The following is a 7,876-nucleotide window of genomic DNA, read 5'->3' as shown; positions in this document are numbered from 1 at the left end:
TCGCTGCCGAGCGCGCGGCTCAGTTGTCCCTCAGCTTCGGCGGCGGCTCGATCGCACCGTTCGCCCCATGCGCCTCCACTGGCCCAGAATGGTGAGCCTCACCGGCCTGTTCCCCTTGTCTCGCCAAAGCGTCCTACCGGTGATGCGCCGGCCCGACTCCGGGTCTAGGGGGCCGGGAGGTTGTCCGAAGGGGCAGCTCAGGGACTCCGGGCGTCGGACGGCCCGGCGGGTGGCGCCGCGGGGGCGCGAGGACGGTCAGCGTTGCGGATCAGGGACGCGGAGTGACCCTCCGCAGGAAGCCGTAGGGGCCTTGCGCGCGCGCAACCGTCGGTGACTCGCCACCCGCATGTGCGTCAGAGTCGCTGTTGTGTGAGCGGGGTCTCGATCCGCTCGCAGTGCTCTTGCCGATGTCCGACTCCCAGCAGGCCATTGGACACATGTTCGCTTACAGCCCGACACGGAGACGTGAAGCCGTCGCTGCCATGAACGCACCAGACGCATGGTCGGGAACACCGGTTCTGGTACCGGCCCCGGCCCCCGCTCCCTCGCTGGAACTCGCTACCCCGACATCCGCCTGGAACAACGGTAAGTCCTCCGGGCGCCTTCTCGGCGAGCTCGATCTCGCCTCCACTCCCGCCGCGGTCCGCCTCGGCCGCTCCTACGTCCGCGAGCTGGTCGGCCAGTACTTCGGCGCCGACCGGTCCGAGCTCGGCGATCTGGAGCTGCTGACCAGCGAGGCGCTGACCCAGTCGGTGCTGTACGCGAGGCCGCGGCGCAACGGGACCGTCGCGCTGTCGGTCCTGCACATCGACCGCTTCGTCCGGGTGGAGGTCGCCGACTGCGGCACGCCGCCCGGGCAGTCGCGGCTGCCGGACGAGTCCCTGCAGAACCACGGCCGGGGGCTGGTTCTGATGAAGACCCTCTCGGCCGACTTCGGAAGCCACCGCAACAGGAACGGGACGGCCACCTTCTGGTTCGGGGTGGCCATCCGGGAAGGGTGGCGGCTGCCGTGACCAGGGGGTCCGTGCTGAGCCTGCGCCAGTGGGCCGCCGCCTCTCCTTCCGAGGAGGAGGCGGCGGTCCGCGCGGGTGTCGGCGCGACGGCCCCCAGCGTCGCCCGGTTGGGCGACTATCTTCTCGGCGGCAAGGACAACTACGCGGCCGACCGGGACCTGGCCGAACGGGCGCTCGCCGAGGCGCCGGTCATGTCCCGGCTCGTCCAGGCCGAGCGGGCGTTCCTCGATCACGCGGCCGGCCGCCTCGCGGAGGCCGGCCTGCGGCAGTTCCTGCACCTCGGATGCGGGCTGCCGGTCCTGGGTCCGCCCGGCGCCGTGTCGGGCAACGTCGCCGGCATCGTGCGGCGCACCGACCCGTCCTGCCGGGTGGCCTATGTCGACGACGACCCGATGGTGGTCTGTCACGCGCGGGCGCTGCTCGCGGTCGACGGCGGGACGCGCGCGATCTGCGCGGACCCGCGCGAGCCCGCCGCGCTGCTCGCCCATCCCGAGCTCCGGCAGGTGATCGACCTGGAGCGGCCCGTCGGGGTGCTGCTGATCGGCGTCCTGCATTTCATCGCCGACGATCCGCGCGGGGTCGTCCACGCCCTGCTGGACGGTCTGCCCGCGGGAAGCCACGTGGCGATCACCCATATGGAGCGGACGCCCGGGCTGGACGCGGCGGCGCGGCTCCTCCGGGAGGCCGGGGTCCCGTTCACGCCCAGGAGCCGGGACGAGGTCATTGCGATCTGCGGGGACCTGGAAATGGTCGGCCCGTATCCAGCGAATTTGCCCGTTGCGGACTGCACCCGCCCGGCGGCGGCGGTCGGCGCGGCCGGAATTATCGGCCCGATGCCCCTTGTCGGGTGCATCGGCCGTAAGCCGGAATGACGCGCCGCCATGATGTCGACCATCAGTGACCGGATCATTACTCATCCTCATGATCGCTTCCCTTCGCCTGGTACTTCGCTACGCTTGGAAAGTCAGCGGGTCCCGGCTCTAGGGCGAGTGATGACAACGGACGGCGAGCCGAAGTCCCTCTCCGAGATCACCAAGGACATGGGCCTCAACATGTCCGACGTGGCGGCCTTCTCCGGGCTGGACGAGAGCACGGTCTTCCGGCTGTGGGACAACACCGAATGGCTGGACCGCGTCAGCGGCCGGTCGCTGCAGAGCCTCATGTCATCGGTGCCGGGAATCGCCGAGTACTCGATGGCGCACGCCATCCGCAAACGGCGGGACGCGCTGGTCACCGACCTGCACTCCGAGGGGCTCTCGGTCGATCTGAAGGCGCTGGAGGGCTCGACCGTCGCCCAGCAGCACCTCCTGAACGCCCTTGAGGCGGCGCTGCACATCGTGCGGGGCCAGGCGACGCAGAAGACCTCGTCCTTCATCGCCCGTTTCTGGGGGCGCGAGCAGGACCGCGCGCTGGAGGCGCTCTACTCGACCGAGCGCGGCCACGGCCTGCTGATCGATCCGCACCGGCTCTTCGAGTCCTCGATCGAGCTGGCTCCCCGCCTGAACCGCAAGACCTACTCCTTCCACTCGATCCTGGCCCTCAACATCCTCACGCACCAGGTCAGCAAGGTCACCGGGGCACTCGACGCCGATCTCGGCTTCCAGGTGCCCGGACGGCAGACCGCCTTCATGATGCGAGGCGTCGTGATGGGCTCGCTCATCAGCTCGAACGACCTCGAACTCGCGGAGAGGTACCGCAAGGAACTCGACGCGACCCCCGTGTACGCGGCCCTGGAGGAATGGTCCTTCCCCACCTACACCCGGGACGGCCGGATCAGCTCCGACTTCACCCTGCCCAGCTCCCTGTTGTTGCACAACACGGCACGAGAGGTCCTGCGGGAGATCACGAGCTACAACGACGCCTACGTGTACTACCTGGCGTCGACGTACATTCCGTTGGCCCTGAAACGCGACCCCACGTTCGGCGGCAAGCTCACCGAGCTGATCCAGGCTCTGCAGCTGCGCGGGGACGAATGCCGGGACAGAAGAATCCGAGACACCTGCAACAGACTGGTGGGTCGGCTCAAGGGCATGGCCTGAGGTCCATGCCGAGGAATGGGGGGCTGGTGGAAGACACGGCGCGAGCGATCGCGAATCTGACACGGGAGAGATGGGAGTCCAACGCGCAGTACTGGGTGAAGATCATCCGGGAGGGGCGCGACCGGTACCGGACCGAGCTGACGGACGCGGCGGTCCTGGACGCGATCGGCCCGTGCGACGGCCTGCGGATCCTCGACGCCGGCTGCGGCGAGGGCTACTTCGCCCGCGCGCTCGCCTCGCGCGGCGCGCACGTCGTCGGCGTGGACGCCTGCCAGGGGCTGATCGACGCGGCGGGCGGCGTCGCCGTCGAGGGCGGCGGCTCGCTGTCGTTCACCCGCGCGAGCGTCGACGCGATGCCCGTGGAGGACGACAGCGTCGACCTCGTCGTGTGCAACCACCTGTTCAGCCACTTGCAGGACCCCGGGCCCGCGATCGTCGAGTTCGGGCGGGTCCTGAAGAGCGGCGGGCGGCTGATCATCCTGACGCTGCACCCGTGCTTCTACGTCGAGAACTCCGAGCAGGGCGCGATGAACTCCGTCCCGGCGTCGCGGTACTTCGCGTCCCGGGGGGTCGACCAGCGGTTCATGGTGGACGGGCTGGAATCCCCATCGATGATCACATCGTGGCTTCGGCCGTTGGAGTTCTACTCTGGAACGCTCCGAGACTCCGGTTTCGTCATCGCGGACCTCCGCGAACCCCACCCTACGGAAGACATGCTGCTGAACGATCCGTGGTGGCGCAAGGGCTTCCCGACGGCCATGTTCATCCTTCTCATCGCCGAGCGCCGCTGACCCGCGTCCGTCGGCCCTACCCCGGGGTAGGGCCGACGGATGGACGGGACGCAGGGGCTCCCCGGCGAGACACCTAGCGGGGAAGCCCCTCCGGTCGGCCCGCCGTCCGTCACTGGGCGCGCCACTTGCCCAGCGCCTTGCCGACCCCTTGCCCAGCGTCGACAAGAAGCTTGCTCTTCCTTGACTCCCGCACCCGCGCCCTGCACTGTCACATACAGCGACGTTCCCCTTACAGGTCGTTGGGAGCAGGATGTTCTACTGGATCTATGACCTGCCGAATTGGCTGCTCTTCGCCATATTCACCGGAACCGCCGTGGCCATCGCCTGGCTGGGGCTGTGGACGCTCCGCCCGGTGATGCGGGCCCTGTTCGCCAAGGAGGCCGAGGGGGATCGCAACGGGCTGATCGAACTGGTGCTCACCGGGACCGGCCTGTTCTACGGCCTCCTGCTGGGTCTGATCGCCGCCGCGACCTACAGCACCTATTCCGAAGCGGACATCACGGTCGGTGCCGAGGCGACCGCCTTGGGTGCCCTCTACCGCGACGTCTCCTCCTACCCCGAGCCCGCCCGAGCCCGTCTGCGCGCCGACGTGGAGGGGTACACCCGCTACATCATCACCGAGGCGTGGCCGCAGCAAAGGCGCGGAGTGGTCCCCGAGCGCGGCGTGGCCCTGACCGACCAGCTGCAGGCCCACCTCACCGCCTTCGAGCCGAAGACCCCCGGACAGGAGGCCATCCACGCCGAGGCGCTCCGCCAGTACAACACCTTCGTCGAGAAACGCAGGCTGCGCCTGGGAGCGGTCACCGCCGGCCTGCCCGCCCCGCTGTGGTGGGTCCTGGCGCTCGGCGCGGTCATCAACCTCGCCCTGGTCTGCATGCTGGAGGTGAAGGCGATAGCCGCGCACCTGCTGATCTCCGCCCTCTTCGCGGTGTTCGTGGCGATGATGATCTTCCTCATCGCGGTCATGGACCACCCGTTCCGCGGTGAGTTCAGCATCGCCCCGGACGACTTCGAGCTCATGCAGACCACCCTCTTCCACGAATGACCGAGGAGAGCAGTCGTCAGTCGTCGTCCTGGACGTCCACGACGACCGGGGCGTGGTCGGACGGCCCCTTCCCCTTGCGGGCCTCACGGTCGACGTACGCCGCCGCGACCCGTCCGCTGAGCGCCTCGGTGGCATAGAACAGGTCGATCCGCATGCCCATGTTCTTGTGGAACATCCCCGCCCGGTAATCCCAGTAGGTGTAGGGAAAGGGCCCCTTCATCGGGGTCGGGACGACATCGTGCAGGCCCAGGGCCCGCAGCTCGGCCAGTGCCTGGCGCTCGGGGGCCGTGACGTGCGTCGAGTCCACGAAGACGGACGGATCCCACACGTCCGCGTCGTCCGGTGCCACGTTGAAGTCGCCGCAGGCCACCAGCGGGCGGCCCTCCGCCACCTCGTCCGCCAGGGCGGCGCGCAGGGCCGCGAACCAGTCGAGCTTGTAGCGGTAGTGCGCCGACGCGGGCGTCCGGCCGTTCGGCGCGTACAGGGACCAGACCCGGATCCCACCGCAGGTCGCGCCGATCGCGCGCGCTTCTGGGCCCGGCAAAGCGGCGGCCTCTACCAGTTCCGGGAGCTCGATCTGCGCGACCTCCGGCGATTCGAGATCTTCACCGCCGTAGCCGGGCTCGCCCGGGAAACCCAGTGAAATATTCTCCAGACCTGCTTTGGACAGCACAGCGACGCCGTTCCAGCGGCCGTCGCCATGCGCCGCCGTCTCGTATCCCAGCTCCGCGACCTCGGCGGCCGGGAACAGGTCGGCGCGGCACTTGGTCTCCTGGAGGCACAGGACGTCCGGCCGGGTCTCGTCCAGCCAGGCAAGGAGGCGCGGCAGCCGCGCCTTGACGGAGTTGACGTTCCAGGTCGCGAGGCGCATGCTCCAAGCCTGCCATTCGCCGGGGCGTCGAAGCGTAGGCGGGACGGGCCGGCGGCAGTATCCTGGCGGCTCCCGTCCCCTGCCATGCGCCCTTCTCCATCCGGCGCCGGCCATGGACATGACCGGTAGATTGCGGTTCGGCCGCCTTTGCTCGGTTTTCACGCTGTGCTTAGCCCGGCAGTGGAAGGGTGGTCATTTTCGTGATGTCGTCGAACCCGGAGCGAGTGAGGAACCATGTCCGAGGATGACAAGCCCCGGGGCGAGCCGGCGGTCAAGGCGAAGGCGAAGATCCCGAACGCCAAGAGCATCCGGAGCCCGGAGTTCACCCCGCACGGCATCAGCGCCGGACGCGGGAGCGGTCTGTCGCGGCCGTCCGGGCCGTCCGGTCTGACGGCCGCGCAGGCCCGCAAGCGCCGGCTCGCGACCATCGCCGGGATCGTCGTGGGCCTGCTCGCCATCGGCGCGGGTGTGGCGTGGTACGTCACCCGTCCCGGGCCGAAGATCACGGTGAGCGGCAAGTTCGCCGCCCAGCCCAAGGTGAAGATCCCCAAGGACCTCGCGCCGAGCAGCAAGCTCAAGGTGACGACCGCGATCAAGGGCAACGGCCCGGCCATCGCCGACGGCGACACGATGTTCGTCAAGTACGTCTTCTACCAGTGGGCCAAGGCCACCTCGGACGACGACTCCAAGAAGAAGAGCACCAGCAAGGAGCTCGGCTCGTCCTACAAGACGCAGCCCGGCCAGCCCGACCGCCCGCTCGTGGTCGGCAAGAGCGGCGTCAAGGGCCTTGACAAGGGGCTGATCGGCCAGACGGCCGGCAGCCGCGTCGTCCTGGAGATCCCGCCGGCGCAGGGGTTCGGGGAACAGGGCACGCAGCTCGGGCTCTCCAAGAGCGACTCGATCGTGTTCGTCGTGGACGTGCAGTCGACCGTCCACAAGAACGCGGTCCCGCAGGGCACGGCGAAGCCGCTGGACGACAAGAAGCTCCCCAAGGTCGAGGACAAGGGCGCCGGTAAGGCGCCCAAGGTGACGATCCCCAAGGAGGACGCGCCGTCCAAGCTTGAGGTGAAGACGCTGATCGAGGGCAACGGCCCGGCGCTGGCCAAGGGCGATGAGGCGATCGTCAACTACCAGGGCCAGATCTGGGACGGCGGCAAGGTCTTCGACTCCAGCTACGCCTCCGGCAGCCCGGCGAAGTTCCCGGTCGGCACCGGCGGCACCGTCCCCGGCTTCGACAAGGGCCTGACGGGCGCGAAGATCGGCAGCCGGCTGCTGTTCGTCCTCCCGCCAGCCGAAGGCTACGGCAAGAACGGCAACCAGCAGGCCGGGATCAAGGGCACCGACACCCTGGTGTTCGTTGTGGACATCCTTGCCAAGAACATGAAGTGACCGCCGCCGCCGGACGGCGGTGCGCGTGCTGACGAGCGGCGGGGCACCCTTCGGGGGCCCCGCCGCTCGGCGTTCCCGATGCTGCGACGTGCGTCACGTCAACCCGGCGGGCCCATGGGTCGTCGTCTTAATGGGGAGAGTGTGCATTGAGCTGCCCGACGCACGGATGCCCTCAGGTATCGTCGGTAACGCAATAATCACGGGGGGCTTGTGAGCAACGGAAAAAAGGGTCCGAAGGGCGGTAGGCCCAAGGGGCGGGGCGACCTGGACCGCGACGGCGCCGCCGATTCGTCGGCGGACGGTTCCGGCGTCGCCGCGGAGGCCGGGGAAGACCAGGTCACGGCGCCGAAGGAGGCCCCGGAACCGGCCACGGCGCGGGCGATGACCTCAGGCGACGCGGAACCGGGTGCGGAACCGGGCGCGGACGAATCCCTACAAGACGCCGAATTCGCCCAAGAGGGCGGCATATCTCAGAACGGCGACAAGAGCCCCGGCGACGTCCTCCCGTCCGGGGACGAAGCCGAACCCGGGCCCGACGCCGAAACCGTCGAGAACTCCCCCACCGAGCCCACGGAATCCGCCGAGTCCACCGGTTCCGCAGGCTCCACCGAACCCGCCAAGACCACGGAACCCGCCAAGACCACCGAGACCGCCGATCCGGCCGAGACCGAATCGTCCAGCGAGTCCGGGCCGCCGCCACCGCGCGGACCCGGCGGACGGCCCGGCGG

7 protein-coding genes and 1 pseudogene are annotated in these 7,876 nt (G+C 69.2%); 7 read left to right on the top strand and 1 reads right to left on the bottom strand.

Annotation, left to right across the window (positions count from 1 at the left end; translation table 11 throughout):
• Positions 1 to 482: 482 nt before the first annotated feature.
• The 5 genes from E1298_RS40770 to E1298_RS40755 all read left to right on the top strand — a co-directional run bounded on the left by E1298_RS40770 (position 483) and on the right by E1298_RS40755 (position 4,888).
• The gene (locus E1298_RS40770) at positions 483 to 1,013 is read left to right on the top strand and encodes an ATP-binding protein (RefSeq protein WP_165975906.1); all 531 of its coding nucleotides are present in this window, start codon (positions 483 to 485) and stop codon (positions 1,011 to 1,013) included.
• The gene (locus E1298_RS40765) at positions 1,010 to 1,885 is read left to right on the top strand and encodes an SAM-dependent methyltransferase (RefSeq protein WP_165975905.1); all 876 of its coding nucleotides are present in this window, start codon (positions 1,010 to 1,012) and stop codon (positions 1,883 to 1,885) included. Before E1298_RS40770 ends, E1298_RS40765 begins: the two co-directional genes overlap by 4 nt.
• 120 nt (positions 1,886 to 2,005) lie before the next feature.
• Positions 2,006 to 3,052, top strand: coding sequence for a hypothetical protein (locus E1298_RS48850; protein WP_165975904.1), 1,047 nt, complete (start codon positions 2,006 to 2,008; stop codon positions 3,050 to 3,052).
• Between the two features lie 26 nt (positions 3,053 to 3,078).
• On the top strand, positions 3,079 to 3,843 hold the full coding sequence (locus E1298_RS40760) for a class I SAM-dependent methyltransferase (RefSeq protein ID WP_165975903.1): 765 nt from the start codon (positions 3,079 to 3,081) through the stop codon (positions 3,841 to 3,843).
• 250 nt (positions 3,844 to 4,093) lie between these two features.
• Positions 4,094 to 4,888, top strand: coding sequence for a bestrophin-like domain (locus E1298_RS40755; protein ID WP_131902736.1), 795 nt, complete (start codon positions 4,094 to 4,096; stop codon positions 4,886 to 4,888).
• Between the two features lie 16 nt (positions 4,889 to 4,904).
• On the opposite strand, the gene E1298_RS40750 is transcribed toward E1298_RS40755, so the two are convergent.
• Positions 4,905 to 5,759 carry an exodeoxyribonuclease III gene (locus E1298_RS40750; RefSeq protein ID WP_131902735.1) on the bottom strand — a complete coding sequence of 285 codons (855 nt, stop codon included), beginning with the start codon at positions 5,757 to 5,759 and terminating at the stop codon, positions 4,905 to 4,907.
• A 234-nt stretch (positions 5,760 to 5,993) separates the two neighbouring features.
• On the opposite strand from E1298_RS40750, the gene E1298_RS40745 reads away from it, so the two are divergent.
• A complete protein-coding gene (locus E1298_RS40745; protein WP_131902734.1) occupies positions 5,994 to 7,148 on the top strand; it encodes an FKBP-type peptidyl-prolyl cis-trans isomerase in 1,155 nt (384 codons plus the stop codon).
• A 210-nt stretch (positions 7,149 to 7,358) separates the two neighbouring features.
• Positions 7,359 to 7,876, top strand: a pseudogene (locus E1298_RS48845) (hypothetical protein); the annotation flags it as partial.

This window comes from Actinomadura rubrisoli, assembly GCF_004349215.1.
GTDB lineage: Bacteria > Actinomycetota > Actinomycetes > Streptosporangiales > Streptosporangiaceae > Spirillospora > Spirillospora rubrisoli.
Note: the sequence above shows the minus strand (reverse complement) of the source record. Positions and strands in the feature narration are given on the sequence as shown.